Below are 23,682 nucleotides of genomic sequence, written 5' to 3'. Positions count from 1 at the left end.
CAGTGCCTTGAGGAAAACGTGAATTCGTACCGCTCAATGTCAGTGGTCCGAAGTACGCTATTTCCATGACCGATCGCACCGAATCCCAGCTGCACCCTGCTGACAGCCACACACGCATCATCGTGAGTGGCGCCCGCGAGAACAACCTGAAGAATGTGAGCATTGAGCTCCCGAAGCGGCGCCTCACCGCGTTTACCGGTGTCTCAGGCTCAGGCAAGAGCTCACTCGTATTTGCGACGATTGCGGCAGAGTCGCAGCGTCTCATGAACGAGACCTACAGCGCCTTCGTGCAGGGCTTCATGCCGAGCCAAGATCGACCTGATGTCGACGTGCTTGAAGGTCTCACCACAGCGATCATTGTTGACCAAGAACGCATGGGTGCAAACCCACGCTCGACCGTCGGCACGGCAACCGACGTGAACGCGATGCTGCGCATCATCTTCTCGCGCCTCGGTACGCCGCATCTGGGCTCCCCCAATGCGTTCTCGTTTAACGTTGCCTCAATCTCAGGTGCCGGCGCGGTGACGTTCGAAAAGGGCGGCAAGAAGGTCAAGGAACGCCGCAGCTTCGAGGTCGTCGGCGGCATGTGCCCGCACTGCGAAGGCCGCGGCTCGGTCAGTGACTTTGACCTCACCGAGGTGTACGACGACTCGAAGTCGCTCAGTGACGGTGCACTCAAGGTGCCCGGTTTCAGCATGGACGGCTGGTACGGCCGCGTGTTCGGCGGAGTCCTCCCGATGGAAATCCCCATCCGTGACTTCACGCCCGAGCAGCTCGATGATCTGCTCTACAAAGAGCCCACCAAGATCAAGGTCGACGGCACCAACCTCACGTACGAGGGCATGATTCCCCGTATCAAGAAGTCGATGCTGGCAAAAGACCGCGAGGCGATGCAGTCGCACGTGCGCGCATTCGTTGATCGCGCGATCGTCTTCCGCACGTGCCCGGAGTGCGAGGGCACCCGCCTGAACGCTGGCGCGCGCTCGTCGAAAATCAACGGAAAAAGCATCGCTGACGCCTGCGCTATGCAAATCTCTGACCTCGCAGAGTGGGTGCGTTCGATTGACGAGCCGGGGCTCGCTCCCCTGCTCGCGAAGCTCCTCGATACGCTCGACTCATTCGTGCAAATTGGTCTCGGCTATCTGAGCCTTGACCGTGCAGCAGGCACACTCTCGGGCGGTGAGTCGCAGCGAACCAAGATGATTCGTCACCTAGGTTCGCCCATCACCGACGCCACCTACGTGTTCGACGAGCCCTCGATCGGCCTCCACCCGCACGACATTCAGCGCATGAATGGCCTGCTCCTCAAGCTTCGTGACAAGGGCAACACCGTGCTCGTCGTCGAGCACAAACCAGAAATGGTGGAGATTGCCGATCACGTGGTCGATCTTGGCCCCGGTGCGGGCTCCCGTGGCGGCGAAATCTGCTTCGAAGGCACCGTCGAAGAGCTTCGCTCCTCCGATACCCTCACCGGCCGTCACTTCGACGACCGTGCGGCGCTCAAGCTGTCGGTGCGCTCGGCAACTGGCGCGCTTGAGGTGCGTGGCGCAGACCGCCACAACCTGCAATCGGTCGACGTCAACATTCCGCTCGGCGTGCTCTGCGTGGTAACTGGCGTTGCTGGCTCTGGCAAGAGCACCCTGATCAATGGCTATGTCGCCAATCAAGAAGGGGTCGTCGCGGTTGACCAGGGCGCGATCAAGGGTTCCAAGCGTTCGAACCCCGCAACCTACACGGGCTTGCTCGATCCCGTGCGCACGGCATTCGCCAAGGCGAACGGCGTCAAGCCCGCGCTCTTCAGCGCAAACTCAGAGGGTGCCTGCCCCGAGTGCAAGGGCACCGGCACGACCGTCACCGATCTCGGCATGATGGCAACCGTCGAGAACGTGTGCCAGGTGTGCGAGGGAAAGCGCTTTCAAGCAGACGTGCTCGAGTACACGCTCGGCGGTAAGAACATCGCCGAGGTATTCGAACTCTCAATGAGCGATGCGCGAGACTTCTTCGCCGCTGCTGAGAGCAAGGTTCCCAAGGCCGTCAAGATCCTCGACCGGCTCGTCGATGTCGGCCTCGGCTATCTCTCGCTCGGCCAGCCGCTCTCAACGCTGTCAGGCGGGGAACGTCAGCGCCTGAAGCTCGCCATCCACATGCTCGAAGACGCAGACCTCTACGTGCTCGATGAGCCGACCACCGGTCTACACCTTGCAGACGTCGAGAACCTCCTCGCGCTGCTCGATCGGCTGGTTGACGCTGGCAAGAGTGTCATTGTTATTGAGCATCACCAGGCCGTCATGGCACACGCAGACTGGATCATCGATCTCGGCCCCGGTGCTGGCACGCACGGCGGCAAGATCGTGTTCGAGGGCTCGCCTGCCGACCTGATCGCCGAGGGCAAGACACTCACTGCCCAACACCTCGCCGAGTACGTGAAGTAGCGCCTACGCGCTCATAGCCGAGGGCAGGTCGTTCAGCATTCGAATGAGGCGATGCAGCTCCCCCACCTTTCGTGGTTCAAGCGTGAGCTTGATCCGCGGAAGGTGGAGCTGATCTGCATCACGTACCTCAGGCGGCAACGGTTCAGTGATCTCGATTCCGCCAGTGGCGCACAGGTTGCCGAAACGCGCATTGAGCGACTCCATTTCGGCGTCACTCGGCATCGCACGCAGACGCAACACGAGTACATCGCCGACCCAACGGATCGAATCGTAGTTGCGCCAGAACCGCAGCACCTCAGCAATAGCCTCGTCAGCGGAGTGCGTAATAAGGACGCGGTCGAGATCACCAGGCGTCGTGTAACCGCCGCCTTCCAGCTCATCGATGATGAACGTTCGGAAGTGTTCCCAGTAGTTCCCGCCGAAGCTGTCGAGCAGCACGATCGGAGCGGGCTCTGCCTTGCCAGTCTGCTGCAGCGTGAGCAATTCGAACACTTCGTCCATGGTGCCGAAACCACCAGGCAGCGCCACGAACGCGCTTGATTCCTTCACCAGCATGAGTTTGCGCGTGAAGAAGTACTTCATCGTGACACGAAGATCTTCGCGCTCGGTTTCAGACGGCGCTTCAAACGGCAGGCTGATCGAGACACCAAGCGAGTTGTCTAGCCCGGCGCCGAGGTTTGCAGCCGCCATAATTCCGGGGCCAGCACCGGTCACGAGCATCCACCCGGCGTCAGCAAGTTGGCGCGCAACTTCCTCCGCCTGCTGCGAGAGCGGGTCAGTCGGACTCGTTCGTGCCGAACCAAAGATCGTCGCCTTGGGCTTGTCCACGAACGGTGAGAAGAGACGAAACGCCTTGCGCATTTCTTCAAGCGCAGCCGCCGAGATTTTGAGATTCAAGCGGCTCGCTTCGTCCTGGCCGAGACCGAGACCGGATGCGATGATCCGCGCCACCAAATCTTTGTCAGCTTCGATGCCAGCGTCGGTCAAGATCCGATCAATCTCCTCGTTCAGAACAGCGTGGAGACCAAGATCCGCAATTCGTCGCTTACTCATATTCGCACCCTAGCAGCTGCCCGGGTACGACTCAGGCCCCCTCGCAGCGTGTGCGCGAGGGGGCCTGAGAAAAGCATTTAGCCGAGGAAGACGTCAGGCGCGCCCGACTCGGTCTTGTGACCGATCTCTTCTGCGATGCGGTTCGCTTCTTCGATAAGGGTCGCAACGATCTCCGACTCGGGAACTGTCTTGATGACCTCACCCTTCACGAAGATCTGGCCCTTGCCGTTGCCCGACGCGACGCCGAGGTCTGCCTCACGCGCCTCACCGGGGCCGTTCACGACGCAGCCCATGACGGCAACGCGCAGCGGCACGGTCATGCCTTCGAGTCCCTTGGTGACCTCTTCAGCGAGCGTGTAGACGTCGACCTGCGCACGACCACACGAGGGGCAGGAGACGATCTCGAGCTTGCGTTCACGTAGGTTCAGCGACTGCAGGATCTGCAGGCCGACTTTGATCTCCTCAACGGGAGGAGCTGAGAGCGATACGCGGATCGTGTCGCCAATACCCTCAGCGAGCAGTGCACCGAACGCGGTTGCGCTCTTGATCGTGCCCTGGAATGCGGGACCGGCCTCGGTCACGCCAAGGTGGAGGGGCCAGTCACCGCGCTCGGCGAGCATGCGGTAGGCCTTCACCATCACGATGGGGTCATTGTGCTTGACCGAAATCTTGAAGTCATGGAAGTCGTGCTCTTCGAACAGCGAAGCCTCCCAGACAGCGCTCTCGACGAGTGCTTCTGCGGTCGGCTTGCCGTACTTCTCGAGGAGACGACGATCGAGCGAGCCGGCGTTGACGCCGATACGCAGCGAGGTACCCGCTGCCTTCGCGCGACGCGCGATCTCACCCACCTGATCATCGAACTTACGAATGTTGCCGGGGTTCACGCGAACTGCTGCGCAGCCCGCGTCGATCGCCGCGTACACGTAGTTCGGCTGGAAGTGAATATCAGCGATCACCGGAATCTGGCTCTTCGCCGCGATGATCGGCAACACGTCTGCGTCATCGCGCGACGGGCACGCGACACGAACGATGTCACAACCCGCTGCGGTGAGCTCAGCGATCTGCTGAAGCGTTGCGTTGATGTTGGTCGTCGGCGTCGTAGTCATCGACTGCACCGAGATCGGTGCGTTGCCGCCGACCTTGACCGAACCGACGTTAATCTCGCGCGACTTTCGCCGGGGTGCGAGCACCTCGGGGACCTTCGGCATTCCCAAATTTACTGCTGCCACATCACTAGTCTAGCGATCTGGGCTGTGTCTGAGGTGTTAACCGAAGAGCGAGACTGGCTTGACGAGGTCTGCGTAGATAAGCAGCGCGGTCATTGCGCCAAGCACAACCACCACGACCATAGTGATGGGGACCATCTTGGCGGTGTCAATCGGGCCGGGATCTGGCTTGCCAAAGAGCTTTGCGAGACGGCGTTTCACGCCCTCATACAGCGCGCCGATGATGTGGCCACCGTCGAGCGGCATGAGTGGCACCAGGTTGAAGACGAAGAGCGCAACGTTCAGCGAGCCGACCAGGCCGACCATCGTCTGCACGCGTGCAGATACCGGCGCATCGAGAGACGCAACCTCGCCTGCAAGGCGGCCAACCCCGACGACGCTGATGGGGCCGTCAACCTCACGCTCGTCTGGTCCGAACGCCGCGTTCCAGACAGCGACCATGCGCTCGGGCATGCGTACGATCACGTTTGCCACCTGCACGATGTTGTTGCCAACGTACGCGGGCACCTCGGTGATGCTCTGTGGAACCATTTCGCTGGCTGGCGTCACACCAACCATGCCAACGAGCTCGGTACGCGCCTTGCCGTCTGCATCCTTCAACACGTTGCCTTCGGCATCGGTCATGGTGCGTTCATTCGACGCGGGGACGAGCGTGAACGTCTGCTCGCTCCCGTCGCGTTCGACGAGCACTTCGATTGCCTGGTTTGGTTTTTCCCCGATCGTGTCACGGAACTGCGCCCAGTCAGTAACTTCAACGCCATCGAGTGCGAGCAAGCGGTCGCCCGGCTGCAGGCCGGCCGCGGCAGCGGGGGCCGCGGGTGACTCGTTCGTGCACTCTGTTGCTGAGCTGTTCGCTGGCACAAGACATGCGCTGACACTGCCAAGCGTCGTCGTGTTCTGCGGCAGACCGAAGGCGGTGAGGAACACCGTGAAGCAGAGGAATGCAATCACGAGGTTCATGAACGGACCGCCGAGCATGATGACGATCTTCTTCCAGACGGGAAGCTGGTAGAAGCTGCGGTGGTCTTCACCGTCGACGATCGTCTCTGCACTCGCCTCGCGCGCATCGTCAACGAGCGCACCAATACCCTTGCTGCGCACCGCAGTCGCGCCCTCTTCGGCGACGGAGTTCATGAAGCCGGTTGTTGAGTCGCGCGGCGCCTCACCAGGCTTCTTCGGCGGGTACATGCCGCTCATCGCGACGTAACCACCAAGCGGAATCATTTTGACGCCATACTCAGTCTCACCCTTGCGCTTCGACCAGATCGTCTTGCCGAAACCCAGCATGTACTGCGAAACCCGCACCCCAAACAGCTTCGCCGGAAGCAGGTGTCCGATTTCGTGCAACCCGATAGAGAGGGCGAGGCCGACAACCAGAATGAGCATGCCGAGCACGTACAGCAGAATGTCCATCACCGTGTCAGGCTACCGCTCAACACTGTGGCTGCGCCGAGTGGCGCGGATCTTTCCCTACGTTCACTTCCCGCGAGCGGCAATGACGCCCTGCGCACGCTCACGTGCCCAACGTTCAGCTTCAGAAAGCGTCTCAATCGTGAGGGTCGCGGGTGCTTCGTGCTGGTCGACAACTTCACGCACGGTGTCGACGATGTCGAGGAAACCGATCCGCCCATCATGGAATGCATCAACGGCCTCTTCATTTGCCGCGTTGAATACCGCGGGATAGGTCAGTCGTGCCTGACCGACGTGCTTCGCGAGGTCGACGGCGGGGAAGGCTTCTGCGTCGAGGGGCTGGAAGTCCCATGAGGTGGCTTTGGTCCAGTCGAGGGGTGCGCCAACTCCGGGAACGCGGTTCGGCCATTCGAGTCCGAGCGCGATCGGAAGACGCATGTCGGGCGGCGACGCCTGCGCGATGGTGGAGCCGTCGACGAATTCGACCATCGAGTGCACGATGGACTGCGGATGCACCACGACGTCAATAGCCGAGAACGGCACGTCGAAGAGCAGGTGCGCCTCGATGACCTCGAGACCCTTGTTCACGAGCGTGGCGGAGTTTGTCGTGACGACGCGACCCATGTCCCACGTCGGGTGGTTGAGCGCCTGCGCGGGGGTCACGTCAGCGAGCTCAGCGCGGCTGCGGCCACGGAAGGGGCCGCCAGACGCCGTCAGCACGAGGCGGCGCACCTCGTGCTTCTCGCCAGAGCGCAACGCCTGCGCAATCGCTGAGTGCTCTGAGTCGACGGGCACGATCTGGCCCGGCTTCGCGAGCTTCGTGACGAGATCGCCACCGACGATGAGCGATTCCTTGTTTGCGAGCGCGAGCGTGCGACCGCTCTCGAGCGCTGCGAGGGTCGGGCCGAGGCCAACCGAACCCGTGATGCCGTTGAGCACGACATCGGCATCAACATCGCGCACCAGCTGGGCGGCTTCGTCAGCGCCGACCGCGGAGTGACGCACGCCGAACTCTGCGGCCTGCTCGCGCATGCGCTCGACGTTGTTGCCGACCGCGAGGCCAACGACCTCGTACTTGTCAGGGTTCGCCCGAATCACATCGAGCCCCTGCACACCGATCGAACCAGTTGACCCCAAAATAACGACGCGCCTCATACAGCAATTGTATGAGGCGCGTCTCTCGTCTGCGTGACGCCCGCCTTGGCGGGGTCAGACCTGACTACTTCGCGGGAAGCAATCCGACGATGTCGAGGACGAAGACCATGACCGCGTCAGGCGCGTGGCCCATCTGCTGGAGGCCGTCTGCGCCGTAGCCTTCCGAGGGAGGAACGATCGAGATGATCTGCGAGCCGACCTTCTGGCCTTCGAGCGCCTTCTGGAAGCCGGGGATGACGCCGGTCGTCGGGAACGGGGTGGGCTCGCCACGGCTCCAGCTCGAGTCGAACTCTTCGCCGGTGCTCCAGATGACACCCTTGTAGTTGACGTATACGGTGTCGCCGGGGTTGACGACGTCTCCCTCACCCTCGATGATCGTTGCGATCTCGAGCTTGGTGGGAGCGGCTACGCCCTCAGGCATGGTAATGGTGGGTTCGCCATCTTCTGCGAGCTCAACCTTGGGGAAGCCCTCGGGCGCCGCCTTTGCGGTGCCTTCTGCCTTCTTGAGCAACTGATCGGGGCTCAGCGAGTCCGAGCTGCCACCGGTGTCGGGCTCGGTGTCTGCTGCTGCGGTGAAATCGGCGACGACCACGATCGCGGTGTCCTTCTTCACGCCCTCGGGTGCACCTGCTGCTGCGAGGTCTTCACCGAAGAAGTCTGTTGCGGGCATGGTGAGTGCCGCCTGCTGGCCGGGAACGGCGCAGCGGATGAGGTCATCTACCCACTCGGTGCCGGTGTAGAGACCGGGGGTGTTCTGCACGGGCGTCTCGCTCGCACCGTTGATTGCCGCACCGTCAGCACCGTTGTACACGAGGAACGAGATGTTGATCGATGCGCCGTCTTCGACGACATCACCCTTGCCTGCCTTGAGAACCGTGCGTTCTACCGAAGTGGCCTTGATCGGGGTCTTGGTTTCGAGCGACGGAGTATCTTCGCTCGTCTTGACCTTGATCGAGTCACTGACGGAACCTGACGCGATGCAGGCTTCGCCGCGTGCATCCTTGCTCGGGCCGTTCGACGACGAGCAGCCGGTCAGCAGAAGTGCCGCGGTCGCAACCACAGCGGGAACGATGACGTGTTTGCGCTTCACAGTATTGAGTGTCCTTACTCGTAGAGAATTGGGCGCCTTCGCTATTCTCTCGTAGTTGAGTGGCGAAGTGGCTGGGAAACTTAAGAAACCTCTATGCGGCCCGGGTCACGCGCTGCATGAGCGCTTTTCCTGACAGCGCGGTGAGCAGCAGCAAGAGCAGCACGGTCACAATGTCAGCGCCGATATAGATGTAGTGCCAGGGCGACTCGCCTGGCGCGGCACCTGCGATGACCTGATCGGTGCGGGCGTTGAGCGGCGGACGAACGACCGATACCTTGAACACGAACACGGCGGCGAGCGCGAGCCAGACCCAGACGCGTACGCCGACGGCGCGGTAGGCCGCTGGCCAGAACGCGAGCACGGTGTACGCGAGCAGCAGGATGCCCTCAGCGGTATTGAGAGCTGCGAAGACCAAGCGGCCGATACCAAGCCCGAGCGGAATCGTGATGCCGTCCGCCTGGAATTTCAGCGGCGCTTCGAGGAATGAGATCGCGAGCACCATGCCGAGCCACAGAATGGGAATAGCGAAGCGCCACAGTTCCGTGCGGATCAGCCCAACCGGAACAGCGGGTGCCTTGGGTGTCTGCTGCCGTGAATTGCGTCCCATGTGTTTCGTGCCTCCTGCGGCTATTGGTCTTGCGGTTTCCTTGTAGACGGGCCCAGGCTCGATGTGAAATCCGCGCCCCGCACACTACTTACGTGCTTTACCTGGCTTGCTGCCAGCGGGCTTCGCTGCGAGCGCTGCTTCGTAGAGCTCTCTGGCGGAGCGGCCGGTCTCAGCAGCGACCTCGCGGGTTGCGTCTTTCAACCGCATACCGGCATCTGCGCGTGCGAGCACGGCGTCGAGCGCCGAAGCTTCGTCGATGATCGTCTCGGGGGCGCCACCGACAACGAGCACGATCTCGCCGCGCACGCCGTCTTCTGCCCAGGTGGCGAGCTCTGCGAGGCCACCACGGCGAACCTCTTCGTGCATCTTCGTGAGTTCGCGGCAGACCGCTGCTGGACGATCCGCGCCAAAACCGGTCGCAAGGTCAGCGAGCGACTTCGCGATGCGGTTCGGTGATTCAAAGAAGACGAGAGTGCGACGTTCGCCAGCGAGCTCGGCGATCATGCGCTCGCGCTCGCCGGCCTTGCGGGGCAGGAAGCCCTCGAAGGCGAAGCGGTCGGTCGGCAGGCCCGCGATTGCGAGCGCGGAGACGACAGCCGAAGGTCCGGGGATCACGGTGACATCGACGCCCTGTTCAGCGGCGAGCTGGACGACGCGGAATCCGGGATCCGAGACAGTCGGCATACCGGCATCACTTACGAGGACGATTTCCTCGGTGCGGGCACGCTCCACAAGCGACGCAGCGCGCTCATGCTCATTGTGGTCGTGCAGCGCGATGAGCTCGGGTCGGTTCTCGATCTCGAGCAGGCGCATGAGATGAATCGTCTTCCGAGTATCTTCAGCAGCGATCACCCGCGCGTTCGACAGGGTCTCGCGCAAACGGAGGGAGGCGTCCCCGAGGTTTCCAATAGGGGTCGCAGCAAGGACGATCATGCTCCCATCGTACGCTGTTAGTCTGGGCAGGCTATGCCCAACACCAACGCTTCCTCGTCGTCTCAGGGTCCCGGCCTGATCGCTCAGACCGGCTTCACATACTTCCCGCTCGCGCTCATTGCACGTCTGCCGTTCGCCATGATGGTGATCGGTGTGCTGACGATCGTCGTTTCCGCGCGCGGATCGATGCAGCTTGGTGGTCTCGGCTCCGCAATGGTCGGCATCGGTTCTGCCGCGATCGGGCCACTCATTGGTGCGGCAGCGGATCGCTACGGCCAGCGCCCGGTACTCCTCATTACTGCTGTTCTCCACAGCGCTGCCCTCGTCTCGCTGGTGTGGGTGGCATACAGCGAGCTGCCAAATCTTGCTGTCTTCGCTGCGGCTTTCGCCGTTGGCGCGACAAGCCCTCAAACTTCCCCGATGTCGCGTGCGCGCCTGGTTGCGATCATCCGCCGGTTCCTCCCGGTTGACCGCCAGGGCAAAGTCACGTCGAGCACACTCGCGTACGAGTCAGCGGCAGATGAGGTCGTGTTCGTGTTCGGGCCCGTCATCGTTGGCCTGCTCGCAACGACCTTCAACGCTGGTGCGCCGATCATTGCCGCTGCAGTACTCACACTGCTCTGCGTCACGGCATTCGCGCTGCACCCATCTGCCAAGCTCGCACCGACCACAAGCTCCGAGAAAGAGCCGGCTGCACCCGTCAGCGAGCTGTTCCGCCCACGTCTCATCGTGATTGTGCTTGGCATCGCCAGTGTTGGCTTGGTCTTTGGTACCACCCTTACCTCGCTCACCGCGTATATGCAGGAGCACAGCGACCCTGAAGCCGCGGGTCTCGTATATGGCGCGATGGGCGTCGGATCCGCCGTTCTCGCCCTCGCGGTCTCGCTCTTCTCACCCCGCTTCACGCTCCGTATGCGCTGGCTCGTATTCTCGGTCTTTGTCACCGTGGGCGGGGTCATTCTCGCTACCGCGCACGACGCAGGTATGCCGCGGATCATCCTCGCACTCACCATCATGGGTATCGGTGTCGGCCCATTGCTCGTGACGCTCTACACCTTTGGCACCGCCCGCAGTCCGCACGGTCGCTCGGCAACCGTTATGACAATGCTCGGTTCGGGCATCATCCTCGGCCAGTCGCTCGCTGCCGCGTTCACCGGCACAATCTCAGAGAGTGAGCTGCAGGCCACTGGTGAGGTGCGTCTCTCGCTCATGCTGCCGCTCTTCGCAGGGGTGTTCGGCCTAATCCTCGGCGCGGTGAACTGGTTCCTGACGCCTGCCCCTTCCCGTGCGGGTACCAACGACTAGGTTTTTACCAACCGTGACGGAGGGAATAGAAACTGTTTCCCCGTGGTTGGGTTCAATGGAAGAATGGAGAACATGTCCAGAGAGCCTTTTTCGCCAGCAGAGGTCGCCGGCTTCCGTGCTGACTTCCCGTACTTTGTTACGCAGGACCGCGAGGGCGGCGCTGCGTACCTCGATTCCGTAGCGACGTCGCATCGTCCGACGCAGGTTCTTGATACCGAGCGCTACTTCCTCGAGAAACTCAATGCTGCGGTTCACCGCGGCACGAGCGGTGCCGTTGGTGCCGCGACCGAGGCGTTCGAGGGCGCACGTGCGAAGGTTGCCGCGTTCGTTGGTGCGGCTACTCCCGAGCAGATCGTGTGGACCGGCAATGCGACTGGCGCACTCAATACCGTGGCCTTGGGCATGGGTGAGGCGAGCACCGCGCTCGGCGCGCTCACCGAGGGCAGCGAGCGCTTCGCGCTGGGCGCGGGTGACGAGATCCTCGTGACTGAGGCAGAGCACCACGCAAACCTCATCCCGTGGCAGCGACTTGCGGCAAAGACGGGTGCAACGCTCAAGTACATCCCGGTTCGCCCCGACGGCACTTGGACAGTCGATGACGCCCGCGAGGCCCTGAACGAGCGCACTCGCGTCTTCGCATTCGGCCACGTCTCGAACGTCACCGGTTATATTGTGCCCGTCGCAGAGCTCGTCGAGCTCGCACGCGCGGTTGGTGCGGTCACCGTGCTCGACTCCTGCCAGGCGGTCCCCCACATCCCCGTCAACTTCGAAGAGCTCGGCGTCGACTTCGCGGCGTTCTCCGGCCACAAGATGCTCGGCCCGAACGGCATTGGCGTTTTGTACGGTCGCCCAGAGATGCTCGCAGCGCTTCCCCCGTCGCGCACTGGCGGATCCGCCATCACCCGCGTCACCATGGAGCGTGCCGAGTTCATGCCTCCGCCCCTCCGCTTCGAGCCCGGCACGCAGCCTGTCTCTCAGATCGTGGCGCTCGGTGCGGCTGTCGACTACCTGGTTGCTGCTGACATGGAGCGAATCGCCGCGACCGAGGATCTGCTCGTCGAACACCTCGTCGCAGGCATCGAAGAGATCCCCGGCGTGAGCCTACTCGGCCCAGCATCGAACTCGACTGCGCAGCGCACCTCGCTCGCAGCAGTTTCCGTCGAGAACTTGCACGCTCACGACGTAGGCCAGTTCCTCGATCAGGAGGGCGTTGTTGTGCGCGTCGGCCACCACTGCGCACAGCCTCTGCACCGCGCGTTCGGCATTGCGTCATCGACGCGTGCGAGCGTGCACATGACAACTACCAAGGACGAGGTCGATCGTTTCCTTGACGCGCTCCGCGGCGCTCAGCGGTACTTTGGAGTGGAGGTGTCCGCGTGAATTCGCTCGACGGACTGTACCAAGAGGTCATTCTCGATCATTCGAAGCGACCCATCGGTAAGGGCGAGCTAACGCCGGCTGAGGGGGCGCTTACGGCGTCGCACCACGAGTTCAACCCGAGCTGTGGCGACGAACTCGACCTCGCAATCGCGGTCGATCCCGAGACTGGCCACATCTCGCAGCTCTCCTGGGAAGGCCAGGGCTGCTCAATCTCAATGGCTTCGGTCTCGATTCTCGCGCAGCTCGTGCGCGACGAGAAGCTCACCATGGACGAGGCGCGCACCCGCATTGCTGCATTCCGCGAGATGATCCAGGCGCGCGGCGAAGGTGAGCCCGATGAAGACCTGCTCGGCGACGCCGTTGCACTGCAGGGCGTCTCAAAGTTCGTCATGCGTGTGAAGTGCGCGATGCTTGGTTGGGTTGCGCTCGAAGCTGACCTCACCAAGGTTGAGGCGCAGCAAGCCGCATAGGTTTCGCTTTTCCGACTATCGGCGCTCACAGGCTTCTGTGGGCGCCGATTTTGTCGTTTCTCGCCTTCGCGCTGTGCACAACTGATCGCCACCTCATCGAGCTCGCAATGATCAGTGCATGACATCCAACAGTTCAGAAACCATCAGGTGCAGTAGCACCGCAGATTTCCTTCGAGTACTCCCCCAGCTCACAGGGTTCACCGCAACAAACTGCTTGTTCATTGTCTTTTTCTCCGGGAAGCGCGCAAAGCGATCAGCACGGCTTGATCTCCCAGAGTCATTCGGCGGCGCCATTGAGCGATCATATGTTGAAGGGGTGAGCGACATGATTCGCGAGCTCAGCAGCCGCTTTGACGCAACGTCTGAACCGGTTCTCGTCGTTTCAACTACGGCGACCTTCGCTGGCAGCGGGGGTGCTCCGCACCGCGGTTTCGCGAACCGCCTGCAGCGTTGCCTCATGCGAGACGGAGTAGTACTGCGTGACCTGTGCGTCGTTGCTGCCGATGGCTGGGGCGCGTATGACGACCCGAAGCTCCCGCTCAGTGGTCGACCACTTTCAGCCATTGAAGTGCGCGACGATTTGCGTGGGTCGGCGCACAACACTGGCACTGGCGGGCCAGGTAGTTCGCAACGCGCGTCATGCGATTCTTCGCCGCCAAGCCTCACAGATATGGGCGACATTCCAGCACCGAATGAGTCAAAGGTCGCGTTGGTTGCCTCAGTCAGGCGCGAGCTCAAGGAGCTACCGGCCGCTGGCTCACAGCACGGGTCAGTGCCCGAGGCTCATCGCCGCATGCGCGAAGTATGCGCTGTCACCAGAGCGCTTCTGCAGTTTGATACCCCAATGCCGCCGCGCATGATCGCTCGTTTGCTGCGGCTCTCAGCTGACTCCGACCTATGGTTTGCACTCGCGCTCGCGCTACTCACCCGGCCAGAATCCCCTGAGGAGATCGTACGTGGCGGGGGCCACACCTCATTCGACTTTGTACCACTGGGCAGCCAAGATGAACCACACGATGTTGATAACCATCGATGGACCGTGTTCGCCATACTGGCGAGCTTCTCACCTGAGTGTGAGCACCCACACATCTTCGTGAACCTGCGAAAACGCATGACTGAAGTACTCCCCTCAATCGCCGAAGCTGATCGGCCGCGGGTGCTCGCACTCAGTAGCTGGATTTGGTGGACGTCGGGGTTGCAGTCAATTGCACTTCAGCACATTTCTGAGGCGCTTCGAATCGAGCCGGAGCACAAGGTCAGTCAAATGGTGCAAGAGCTCGTAGACGTACCGCTGTTTGGCCGCGAGTCGTATGCCTCAGTTGAGGCTGAGGCGAGCGACTGTCGGGTGGCTTGAGCTCAACTGCTCAGAATCGATAGCTCAAGATGAAAGGTGGGCAGGATTGCGCCTGCCCACCTTCCACCTTTCACGCGAATCGACGCTATGCGGCTGAGACATCATCCTGGTTCACGGCAGTATTGCGTCGACGTAGCACCTCGCGCGAGCATGCGGCCGCACCAGCCGCTGCAAGCACTCCGAAGCCGAGCACGTAAATACCGCCCATGTTCACGCTTTCAGACTCTCGAACACTCGCGATTGCGGCGCTTTTGTCTGCGACAACAGATTTCATCGGAACCGCCGCGGGTTTCGGAGCGGTCGGGGCCGAGGCTGCTATCGGCAAAGCCACCGATCGTGCCGATTCGCGTGTATGTACCGCGGCAACCGGCGCTGCTTCAGCCTGAGCTCGCACAAGCGTGGTGACTGGCTGGGGCGCGGGAGCGACATTCTGAGCCCTTGCCGGTTGAACGTTTATCGTGACTCGTCCACCGGCCTGCTCCAAGGGGGCTGTTAGCTCTACGCGACCTACTGCCGGCAATGTTGTATTGTCAGGCGAATACACTGGCTTGTCTACTCCGGGTACTGCTTCGGCCACGTCGTTCGCTGGGACCTGCGCGGGCACAGGCTCAGCAGGCACAGGCTCAGCGGCCTCAGCGTTCTCAGCGGCTGGCAGCGTTTCAGCGACAAGCTCCGCTTCTGCCACAACATCGATTTCTGCGACGGCTTGTGCAATATCGTGCGGTTGCTCACCCTCCTCTTGCTGGGCTGCTTCAGCAGCCGCGCGCTCTTCAAGGGCACGCTTTTCGGCTTCAAGCACTCGTTTCGCCTCTTCAAGGCGATCTGCCTCGGCAGAAACATCAGCAGTCACGCCAGTGGCAGCCTTTGAGTCCTCAGTCTCTGGCGAGGCATCTGGCTCCGGTTGAATGGCAGCATGAGACCCGATCTCAACGTCTTGCTTCGTCTCGCTTTCGGCCGGTTGATCAAGCTCGGTCTCGGGCTTCTTTTCGGCAAGTTCTCGCTGTAGCTTCTCAAGCTCGCGCTGCTTCTGTTCAAGTTCGCGCCGCTCAGCGGCAAGCTTCGCTTCGGCCTCCCGTGCGGCGGCCAGGCGCTTTTCCTCAAGCTCGGCGAGCGCCGCGAGACGCGCCTCTTCAAGGCGAGCTTCCTCCACAGCTTTGGCGGAGGGGCCGAGCGGCAACTGTTCTACCGCATCGTCAGTCACTGCTTCGACGCTGGATTCGTCTTCCTCGCTTGTCTCCGTGGTGATATCGCCTGGATCGTGATCAAACGTTTCAACAACGGACGAGTCTGGGACGACCGGATCGACAGGATCGACCGGCTTTTCTGGCTCAACAGGCGTCACCGGCTCAACCGGCTTCTCTGGCACAACAGGCGTCACCGGCTTTTCTGCGACAGCAGGCACCTCAATGCTGAACCCAATCGATGCCGATCCGCCCTGTACCGGCCTCACCGTATCGATGTACTGCACAACCGTAAAGGTGGTCTTGCCGCTTGGCAGGCCAGTAAAGGTGTGGTCCCGCCATTTTCCTTGGGCGTCCGCCAGAATAAAGGCTTCCTCGCCCGTCGAGTCTGCGCGCACATGCACCTTTGCATTCGGTGTCGCCGTGCCAAAGACCACCGCTTGCTGTTTCTGGGTGCTAATAGAACGTAGCCGAATCGTCACGGGCTGCGACACGGTAAAGGTGGCGTGAGCTTCAGAGGCTTTGACGCTGTATCGAGCAACCTGCTTCGCCGTAATTTCGACGGTCTGTCCTGATTGGAACACCGTCCCAGCATCAAGGAACCAATAGCCGTCATCGCGCACTGTCGTCGTGCCAAGCAGCACACCAGTCGTCGAGTTCCACACTTGAATCGTTGCGCGTATCGTCCCGCGGCCAAAGATCTCCGGCTTCTGCGACAGACTCGTGGAGACCGGGCCCTGAATAGTCACAGTCTTCGGGTCAGATACAGCCTCAATATTGAAGTACTGCTGGTTGCCGGTCCAACCGATTCCATCGCTGCCCGGCAGCACCCCGAGCTTCTTACCCCAGTTCGAGCCGACCGCGCCAACGAAACCAAACTGATTGAGCTTGCCGCGGCGGACGGTTTTCACATTCTCACACTTGCGAGTGCCAACTTCAGCCCAAGTGAGTTCGACGCCCACAGCAGTCTGATCCGCTGCGAGACAGTACGTGCGAGAACGGTGGGCATCGCTGTACGTGATGGGACCCGTCTTATCAATTGCCGGAATTTCAAACAATGCGTTGGGCTGGTCGCGTCCGGCACGCACTTGTCCATTGGAGTTTTCGGGGCCAAAACCGGGCGTAGCACCCCAAGAACCAATGGTTGTGACAAGTCGTTCGCCATAGACGGACGCTTGTGCGGGTGTTGCTGCGGCCATAAGCCCGAATGCGCTGCATGACAGCGTGACAGCAAGTGTCGTTGCGGTCGCGCGCAGAGCGGAATTGGTCGGTTTCTTCCCAAACCGACCTGATGTGTTCTTCAAGGCGTTCACCATCTTTCGAGTGAAATGAATGCCCCCCTGTGAGAAAAGCTTAAACGCCAGGCTCTACAAATACCAAGACGAAGTGTCGCGCAACACACAGGTTTTTCACAAGAAATCGAACGCTTTCCCTAAATGAATGTGCCGTTCTGGCCAGCAAGCCGCCGGATTCCAGCAAGCATCGCCTCCGCAACCACACCGCTCGTCGTCGGCGTTGCGGGCGACGGCTCATTGACGATATCGAAAGAGTAGGAGCCCGCTGAGCCACGCGCTGCAATCGAGTGCCGGGTGAGTTTGGCCTGCGGATCCGCAACCAATCTCACCGATACTGTGTCCCACATGTCAACGGCAGTGGCGAGTGCACACGCAACGTTGAGCGAGGTCGGAAAGAGCTGCACTGCCTCTGCAACACTGCCCTCGAAAAGCGTGAATGGTTCGGTCGCAGTTGCGAGACGTGTGCGCTCCATATTGCTCATCCAAGGCTGAGCAAGGGTTGATGATTTCTTCGTAGAGGTGATGCTTGCCTCACTCACACCGCCATCACGGCTCGCAGCGACAAGCAAATCGAGTCCACCAATCGCACCGGTACTGAGATACAGCTCGCCTGGACCCGCGTAGAGCGCCGTCCGGAGCGCTGGGTCCGCGAGCGCGCCAAGAGACACGAGGAGAAGGTCGCCTCCAGCGGCGATGATGCGCTCACCATACTCCTCCACCGCGGGGATTCCTGCGCTTTCTACGATCAGATCACCCGCGGCGAGCGCATCGTCAAGCGTGATCTCGAGGTGCCCACCGCCTGAGCCCGAACGTCGCACGATGACTCCAGCCAGTTCAACGCCGGGAACGTTACCAGCGGCGAGTTCGGAAGCGATGCGGCCACCGATTGCGCCATGTCCAAATACGGCTACGCGAAGACTCATTGGTTCCTCCTGAGGTTTCCATTCAGGCTAGCCGGAAATCCGTACGCTGTAGAGAAGAAATCAGATTGCTCCAGCGAATATCTCGCGCACGATCTTCAAAGACTCGGCCAGTACTTCATCAAGCCCACGGCGCGCGGATCCACTTTTCGCCCATTCCCAGACAGCAGCTAGCAGGGCGCCGGCAATTCCGGCACCAATAATTTCAGCCTTTCGACCTTCGACTCCCGTACGCCTGAGCTTGCTTACGAGCGCATCGGCGATGCGCATTTGCCGCACCGCGCGTCCCTGCGCAAGCTCATTCCCAACCCCCATTGCGTCAGCATTCACGATCGCAATGAGCAGACTCTCGGGGGCTGCGCCAGTACCGAACATTCCAAGTGCATCATCAAGCGTGCCAGCATCATCAGCAAGGGCATCAAGCAGGTGCGTGATGCGCTCGTCGAGTGCAAACCAGAGAATCGCATCTTTGCCATCAAAGTAGTTGAAAAAGCTTGAGCGGCTTACCCCCACACGCTTCGCGAGATCAGTAACCGAGGTGGCATCGTACCCACGTTCAAGAAACAGTTCACACGCCGCCTCTGCGAGAACCTCACGGGTGGAAGCCTGCGGGCGGCCTCGAGAAACTGGTGCACTCATAGTGCTTGAGCTTAGCGAGCAATCAGATTTCCGCACCAATTTGTGTTCTCTCACGGATCCCGTAAGCTACTTAATTGCACTCAGTCCAACAATATGAAAAGCGTGCCCACCAAATGCTTCACAATGTTCTCCATTCTGCGTCACGCCGTCCGGGCAATGCGGTCCGCACCAGCGCCGCTGCCCTGATTGCGATCCCCGCGCTACTGCTCACAGGTTGCGCAGGCGGTACGTCAACCGCGACCAGCACTTCAACCCTGACCTACGCGACCGGCGACGCGGAGCCGACCTGCCTTGACCCCCACGTTGGCGGCAACTACCCGCAGGCGCTCATCTCGACGCAGTACCTCGAGCCGCTCACTGGCCGCACCGCTGATGGCAAGATCACCCCGTGGCTCGCGAAGAGCTGGACCACGAGCGAAGACGGCCTCGTTTGGGACTTCACGCTGCAGAGTGGCATCACCTTCACCGACGGCACCCCGTTCGACGCAAAAGCCGTCATCGCGAACATTGCACACCTGCAAGACCCAGACACCGGCTCCTCAACCGGCTACCTCGCGGTACAGAAGATTGTGAAGGCTGAGGCCGTCGATGCCACTCACGTTCGCTTCACGCTTTCGTCCCCAGACTCGGCACTGCTCGAGTCGCTCAGCCAGCAGTGGACCGCAATGCAGTCGCCCGCGGGCATGGAGCGCGGTAAAGACGTGAACTGCGCTGAGCCAGTAGGCACTGGTCCGTTCAAGGTCTCAAGCTGGGAACCGCAGGAGAGCATCACGCTCGTGCGCAATGACGACTATGTCTCGACCATCCCCGAGGCAACCCACGACGGCGCTGCCAAGCTCGAGAAGATCGTTTGGCGCTTCATCCCCGATGCCGCGACCCGCTACGCTGCCCTTACGTCTGGCGAAGTGCAGGTCATTGACAACCCGCTCCCAGCAGACATCGTCGCTGCGAAGGCCGCAGACTTCGGTCACATCGATGCGCCTCGCCCCGGCGCATCGAACCGCATCGAGCTCAACTCGGCGCAGGCGCCGTTCGATGACATTCGAGTCCGTGAGGCGTTCGTCTTGGCGGCGGATCCGTCACCCGGCATCGAATCCCTCTTCCAGGGCACGGCCACCCGCTCATACTCGGCACTGTCGAGTGTTGAACCCGCAGGCCTTTCACTGCCCGAGCTCTTCAAGACCGATGCGACCAAGGCTGCCAAGCTGCTCGACGATGCAGGCTGGAAGCCCGCCGGAGCAGCAGGGATCCGCGCCAAGGATGGCAAGGAACTCACCGTCCGATTCCCGGTCAGCACGAACCAGTCGACCGCGGCAGAACAGTCGCTGTTCGAACAGATCCAGGCGAACGCAGGAGCGGTCGGCTTCAACGTTGTGCTCGAGCCGGTCGATCTGTCGACCTGGTACGGCAAGCTTGCCGCGCACGAGTACGAGGCCGTGAGCGCACCGTACACGAAGGTCGGACCTGACGTGCTGCGCACGATCTTCCACTCAAGCAACACTGTCCCGGCACCCTCCGGCTACTTCTCAAACCTCGCAGAAATCACAGACCCAGAAGTCGACGCGCTCCTCGAACGGGCCGCAGCAACTCAGGACGAAGCCGAGCGCGCAGCAATCTATGCAGATGCACAGCAGCGCGTGCTCGAGTCATTCGCCGTTCTGCCGCTCTATGATCAGCAGAACCACTTCCTCACCAACGGGGTCGAGGGAGTCACCACGCTCGGCACCATCAGTACGCCGACGTTCATCAACACGGAGTTCACTCAGTAATTGACTAGTCAGCTGGCAGCTTCACCGCGCGAACACCGTGTTGTTCGCGCGGTGATTCGCCGTCTGCTCTCGGCTGTGCTCGTCGTTTGGGCAACCGCGACCATCGTGTTCTTCGCGCTCCGCGCGGCGGGCGACCCCCTCGAGGCGATCATGGGTGGGCCCGGCTCGCAAGCATCAGCCGAGGCCACCGCACAGGCGCGAGCCGAATACGGTCTCGACCGTTCGATCTTCGTGCAGTACTTCCTGCAGTTGTGGCGGATCGCGACCCTCGATTTTGGCGACTCGTATGCCCGCAAGCAGCCAGTCGCTGATCTCCTCACCGCACACGTTCCACCCACGCTCGTCCTGGCTTCACTGAGCTTTGTGTTGGCCTGGGCCTTGGCGCTTGTCAGCGTCGTCATTGCGGTGAACGCGCGGGGTCGGTTTGGTGGGGCGATCCGCGCCGTGCTCACCGCGATCGAAACGATTGCGAGCGTCACCCCACAGTTCTTCCTCGGGGCACTCCTCATCTTGGCGTTCGCCATGACCTGGAAAGTGCTACCAGCAACGGGTACCGGACCTGGCGGGCTCGTGTTGCCAACGGTGACGCTCGCCGTTCCGGTCGCGGGATATCTCGCGCACGTGCTCTACGGCCCGCTCACCGAAGCAACGAACTCACCATTTGCCACCACTGCGCGAGCGCGCGGCGCTTCCGAGACGCGGGTACTTTTCTCACACACGTTGCGGCACGCTGCGTTGCCAGCAATTGCATTATCGGGCTGGGCATACGGCTCACTGCTCAGCGGTGCGGTCGTCGTTGAAGTACTGTTCGCGCGACCAGGCCTTGGACGCTTACTGCAGGAGGCCGCAACCGTGCGGGATGTGCCCGTCGTCGTTGGCGCGGTCGTGGTGATCGCGTTGTTCTACGTTGCGGTGATGATCCTCGCTGATGTGGCCGAGTGGATCGTTCGTCCACGGGAGGTGATCGCATGAGCCAGGCTGAATCCCAGTCGACGCGTCTACTTGCTGTGGCTCCGCAGGCCAGGTTCTCTGTGGTCGAGTGGATTGCGCTTGCCGTTCTCGGCGTCGTTGCTTTCGTCTTGGCTTGGCCGAGCATTGTTGCGCCAGGTGACCCGCTTAGCATCAACCCTGCCGCCGGCTTGCAACCGCCATCCTTCGAACACTGGTTTGGCACGGACGAGTCGGGACGAGACATCTTCACCCGCGTGGTCCATGGCGCCCGCGACTCCGTGGGTATCGGTGTCGCGGCAACCGCAATCGGCGTGGGCATCGGGGCCGCACTTGGCTTCGCTGCTGCGCTGAGCCCAGCCTGGCTCGATCTCGTGCTCTCCCGACTGTTCGAGGTCATGTTCGCCATGCCAACGCTCGTGCTCGCGCTGTTGTTTATTGCGGTGTTTGGGGGCGGATCCGCGCCCGCGATCCTCGCCATCGGCATCGCCACCATTCCCGGATACGCGCGCATGCTTCGGGCTCGCGTGCGAGAGATCGCCGCGAGCGGTTACGTGGAATGGGCACTCCTCGATGAGGTCCCGCGGCTCACGGTCTTCGTCCGCCACATTGCACCAAACTCGCTCTGGCCGCTCGCCTCGGCGGCGACGCTCGGTGTCGGCCAGGCCATCGTGTGGGTTTCGGCGCTCGGCTTCCTTGGCCTCGGCGCAGCGCCGCCAGCGCCAGAGTGGGGTGCGATGCTCGACGCCGGCCGTGTCTACCTCGGCTCGGCCTGGTGGATGACAGTCTTCCCCGGCCTCGCGATCGTGCTCACCGCTACGACGCTGACCGTACTCGGCCGTCGCCTTGCCGAACGGAACCCGTCATGACCCACGCCCTCCACATCGAAAACCTCTCTGTCCGTTTGCACGGCGTACCGCTGGTGGATGACGTGTCACTCGCGGTCTCCCCTGGCGAATGTCTCGCAATCATCGGCGAATCTGGTGCGGGCAAGTCACTCCTTACCCGCACCCTGCTCGGCTTCACTCCGCGGCACGGGGCATGGCGACAGACTTCGCAGGCGTTCCGCATTGGCGGACAAGATGTGTCAGCCGCTTCAGAGCGCACCTGGCGCAGTATCCGCGGCCGCGAGGTTGGCCTCGTACTCCAGGACGCGCTCCAGTCGCTCGATCCGTTGCGCACCATCGAGCATGAGGTCGGCGAGACGCTCGCCATTCACGGCGGGCCACGTGGTGCGGATCGCCGATCCGCCATCATCGATGCGCTTTCCCGCGCGGGGCTCCCCGAGCCCGAGGCGCTGCTTGGACTGCGATCACCGCAGCTCTCGGGCGGCATGCGACAGCGGGCGCTCATCGCTTCGGCAATGATTGGCAAGCCGCCGCTACTCATTGCTGACGAGCCCACTGCCTCGCTCGACAGTGACACCGCGGTCGAGGTGCTCGACGAGTTCGCACGGCTGCGCGACGCTGGAACCGCGCTCATCATCGTGAGCCACGACCTTGCCGCGGTCGCTCGCATCGCTGACCGCGTCGCCGTGCTCGCACGGGGGCGGATCGTCGACAGCGGGCCAACCGCCCGAGTCTTGGCCGATGCGCGGTCCCGGCCCGCGGCAAAGCTGATGACGAGGTTGCGAATGCCTGAGCTACGAGGCGGTTCAGGCGAGGGTGCGCGCGGTGAGGCCGGTTCCGTGCCGCTCATGTCGCTCGATCGGGTGACTCGTGAGTTTGGAAAGCGCGACGGTCGGCCGATTGGCCTGCATGACGCGTCACTCAACATTCACCGCGGTGAGATCATCGGACTCACCGGCCCCTCTGGCGCCGGCAAAACCACGCTCGGGCGGATCATTGCTGGCGCGGAAAAGATCGACAGCGGCACCGTCTCGACACCAGGCGGGCAGGTGCGGGTGCGATTAATTCCGCAGGACCCACGTGCGACGTTCGACCCGCGCTGGAGTGTTGCGCGGATCATCCGGACCTCCCTGCGACCCGGTTCGACTGACACAGTGGTGTCTCTGCTGGCTCGCGTTGGTTTGACGCCTGGGTTGCTCAAGCGCTCCCCCAATACGTTGTCTGGCGGTGAGCGTCAGCGAGTGGCGATTGCTCGGGCGCTGGCGGCTTCGCCGGACGTGCTGGTGTGTGATGAGCCGGTTTCGGCGCTTGATCCGCACCATCGGGCGAGCGTGCTCGCGCTGCTCGCGGGGCTGCGCAACGACCACGGGATTGTGTTTATCTCGCACGACCGCGAGGCTGTGCAGGCACTGTGCGATCGCGAAGTGCGGGTGAGTGGTGGGGTGGTTTCCGAGCGCTAGTCCCGCGACGTGATTGGTTTCGAGCGCCGGATTGACGCAATTCGGCCACGCGCATTTCGAAGAAACTAGGCTTCCTACACGCCCATCGGCAGCGCCCTTTCAGGGCCGATGATGCAGCATATGACGCACCTGTGGGGTGCCTCATCTTGGTTCCTTCGTCGCGCGGTGCGTTACCGGCTTGAAAGGGCAGCGCTTCGAAGGATTTTG

Annotated in this window: 19 protein-coding genes; 9 read left to right on the top strand and 10 right to left on the bottom strand. The window is 61.9% G+C overall.

Translation table 11 applies throughout. From position 1 onward, the window contains the following. The first annotated feature begins 65 nt into the window (after positions 1-65). Positions 66-2,432 (top strand): excinuclease ABC subunit UvrA, encoded by a 2,367-nt coding sequence (locus tag ICL81_RS01545; RefSeq protein ID WP_188033218.1) that lies wholly within the window; start codon positions 66-68, stop codon positions 2,430-2,432. 3 nt (positions 2,433-2,435) lie between these two features. Here ICL81_RS01545 and ICL81_RS01540 read toward each other — a convergent pair whose 3' ends face one another. From ICL81_RS01540 to rsmI, 7 genes are all read right to left on the bottom strand, one after another. Next, entirely contained in the window at positions 2,436-3,485 is a 1,050-nt protein-coding gene (locus ICL81_RS01540) for a TIGR00730 family Rossman fold protein (protein WP_188033217.1), read from the bottom strand. 77 nt (positions 3,486-3,562) lie between these two features. Then, positions 3,563-4,693 (bottom strand): flavodoxin-dependent (E)-4-hydroxy-3-methylbut-2-enyl-diphosphate synthase, encoded by a 1,131-nt coding sequence (gene ispG / locus ICL81_RS01535; RefSeq protein ID WP_188033425.1) that lies wholly within the window; start codon positions 4,691-4,693, stop codon positions 3,563-3,565. A 57-nt stretch (positions 4,694-4,750) separates the two neighbouring features. After that, entirely contained in the window at positions 4,751-6,124 is a 1,374-nt protein-coding gene (locus ICL81_RS01530; RefSeq protein ID WP_188033424.1) for an RIP metalloprotease, read from the bottom strand. 63 nt (positions 6,125-6,187) lie between these two features. Continuing rightward, positions 6,188-7,276, bottom strand: a complete 1,089-nt coding sequence (gene dxr / locus ICL81_RS01525; RefSeq protein WP_188033216.1) for a 1-deoxy-D-xylulose-5-phosphate reductoisomerase — start codon at positions 7,274-7,276, stop codon at positions 6,188-6,190. A gap of 64 nt (positions 7,277-7,340) precedes the next feature. Further along, positions 7,341-8,366 carry an FKBP-type peptidyl-prolyl cis-trans isomerase gene (locus tag ICL81_RS01520; RefSeq protein ID WP_188033215.1) on the bottom strand — a complete coding sequence of 342 codons (1,026 nt, stop codon included), beginning with the start codon at positions 8,364-8,366 and terminating at the stop codon, positions 7,341-7,343. A gap of 91 nt (positions 8,367-8,457) precedes the next feature. Beyond that, the gene (locus ICL81_RS01515; RefSeq protein WP_215394725.1) at positions 8,458-8,973 is read right to left on the bottom strand and encodes a hypothetical protein; all 516 of its coding nucleotides are present in this window, start codon (positions 8,971-8,973) and stop codon (positions 8,458-8,460) included. A gap of 84 nt (positions 8,974-9,057) precedes the next feature. Further along, a complete protein-coding gene (rsmI, locus tag ICL81_RS01510) occupies positions 9,058-9,906 on the bottom strand; it encodes a 16S rRNA (cytidine(1402)-2'-O)-methyltransferase (RefSeq protein ID WP_188033214.1) in 849 nt (282 codons plus the stop codon). A 33-nt stretch (positions 9,907-9,939) separates the two neighbouring features. Between rsmI and ICL81_RS01505 the strand changes: the two genes are divergently transcribed. From ICL81_RS01505 to ICL81_RS01490, 4 genes are all read left to right on the top strand, one after another. Further along, complete coding sequence (locus ICL81_RS01505; RefSeq protein WP_188033213.1) at positions 9,940-11,211, top strand: MFS transporter; 1,272 nt, start codon at positions 9,940-9,942, stop codon at positions 11,209-11,211. 63 nt (positions 11,212-11,274) lie between these two features. Next, the gene (locus tag ICL81_RS01500; RefSeq protein WP_188033212.1) at positions 11,275-12,591 is read left to right on the top strand and encodes an aminotransferase class V-fold PLP-dependent enzyme; all 1,317 of its coding nucleotides are present in this window, start codon (positions 11,275-11,277) and stop codon (positions 12,589-12,591) included. Next, positions 12,588-13,061, top strand: coding sequence for a Fe-S cluster assembly sulfur transfer protein SufU (gene sufU / locus ICL81_RS01495; RefSeq protein ID WP_188033211.1), 474 nt, complete (start codon positions 12,588-12,590; stop codon positions 13,059-13,061). Before ICL81_RS01500 ends, sufU begins: the two co-directional genes overlap by 4 nt. A 118-nt stretch (positions 13,062-13,179) precedes the next feature. Then, positions 13,180-14,415, top strand: a complete 1,236-nt coding sequence (locus tag ICL81_RS01490) for a DUF4192 family protein (RefSeq protein ID WP_188033210.1) — start codon at positions 13,180-13,182, stop codon at positions 14,413-14,415. An 85-nt stretch (positions 14,416-14,500) separates the two neighbouring features. On the opposite strand, the gene ICL81_RS01485 is transcribed toward ICL81_RS01490, so the two are convergent. The 3 genes from ICL81_RS01485 to ICL81_RS01475 form a co-directional block, all read right to left on the bottom strand. Then, positions 14,501-16,900 carry a hypothetical protein gene (locus ICL81_RS01485; protein WP_188033209.1) on the bottom strand — a complete coding sequence of 800 codons (2,400 nt, stop codon included), beginning with the start codon at positions 16,898-16,900 and terminating at the stop codon, positions 14,501-14,503. 128 nt (positions 16,901-17,028) lie between these two features. After that, complete coding sequence (locus ICL81_RS01480) at positions 17,029-17,814, bottom strand: aspartate dehydrogenase domain-containing protein (protein ID WP_188033208.1); 786 nt, start codon at positions 17,812-17,814, stop codon at positions 17,029-17,031. A 60-nt stretch (positions 17,815-17,874) separates the two neighbouring features. Next, on the bottom strand, positions 17,875-18,450 hold the full coding sequence (locus tag ICL81_RS01475) for a TetR/AcrR family transcriptional regulator (RefSeq protein WP_188033207.1): 576 nt from the start codon (positions 18,448-18,450) through the stop codon (positions 17,875-17,877). Between the two features lie 113 nt (positions 18,451-18,563). On the opposite strand from ICL81_RS01475, the gene ICL81_RS01470 reads away from it, so the two are divergent. Genes ICL81_RS01470 through ICL81_RS01455 form a run of 4 tightly spaced genes read left to right on the top strand, consistent with a single transcriptional unit; the run spans position 18,564 to position 23,475 of the window. After that, positions 18,564-20,219 carry an ABC transporter substrate-binding protein gene (locus ICL81_RS01470; RefSeq protein WP_188033206.1) on the top strand — a complete coding sequence of 552 codons (1,656 nt, stop codon included), beginning with the start codon at positions 18,564-18,566 and terminating at the stop codon, positions 20,217-20,219. Next, positions 20,220-21,191: an ABC transporter permease gene (locus ICL81_RS01465; protein ID WP_251381607.1), complete on the top strand. Its 972-nt coding sequence runs from the start codon at positions 20,220-20,222 to the stop codon at positions 21,189-21,191. After that, positions 21,188-22,036 carry an ABC transporter permease gene (locus ICL81_RS01460; RefSeq protein ID WP_188033205.1) on the top strand — a complete coding sequence of 283 codons (849 nt, stop codon included), beginning with the start codon at positions 21,188-21,190 and terminating at the stop codon, positions 22,034-22,036. The genes ICL81_RS01465 and ICL81_RS01460 overlap by 4 nt, the downstream gene beginning before the upstream one ends. Next, complete coding sequence (locus ICL81_RS01455) at positions 22,033-23,475, top strand: ABC transporter ATP-binding protein (RefSeq protein ID WP_188033204.1); 1,443 nt, start codon at positions 22,033-22,035, stop codon at positions 23,473-23,475. The genes ICL81_RS01460 and ICL81_RS01455 overlap by 4 nt, the downstream gene beginning before the upstream one ends. Positions 23,476-23,682: the final 207 nt, after the last annotated feature.

Source organism: Leucobacter sp. cx-328, from assembly GCF_014530035.1.
Lineage (GTDB): Bacteria > Actinomycetota > Actinomycetes > Actinomycetales > Microbacteriaceae > Leucobacter.
The sequence above is the reverse complement of the archived record's forward strand: the minus strand, read 5'-3'. Positions and strand labels throughout refer to the sequence as shown.